The 361-nt window shown below is 60.9% G+C and carries 1 pseudogene; it reads left to right on the top strand.

The features are described 5' to 3' along the window. Window positions 1–361 (top strand): annotated as a pseudogene (locus AB4Z23_RS29095) (Tn3 family transposase); the annotation flags it as partial.

Below are 361 nucleotides of genomic sequence, written 5' to 3'. Positions count from 1 at the left end.
GCGCTATTGTCTGCAATTCAGGCGGCGGCGACGTCCGACGACGGTGCTGCGATAGTCAGTTCGATTGTCGCCGCGTTTCGTGAACGCGGCGCTCTTCTACCGGCGATCGACACGATCGAACGGATTGGCCTTACCGGCCGTGCGATAGCTCGCCGTCGGGCAGAGACAACTCTGATTAAAGACGTTCCGCTCGATACGCTCCGATCATTGGACCGGCTGTTAGAAGTGGACCCGTCGATCGGCCAGACGCGCTTCCATTGGCTACGCTCGGCGCCAGAAGCGCCAAGTGCGTCGAATCTGGTCGGGCTGACAGAGCGGATAGCCTTTCTGCGGCGGCTGGAGATCGATCCGACGTTACAGG

The organism is Agrobacterium sp. MCAB5, from assembly GCF_052114365.1.
Taxonomy (GTDB): domain Bacteria; phylum Pseudomonadota; class Alphaproteobacteria; order Rhizobiales; family Rhizobiaceae; genus Agrobacterium; species Agrobacterium tumefaciens.
This window is presented reverse-complemented; position numbering and strand designations above follow the sequence as displayed.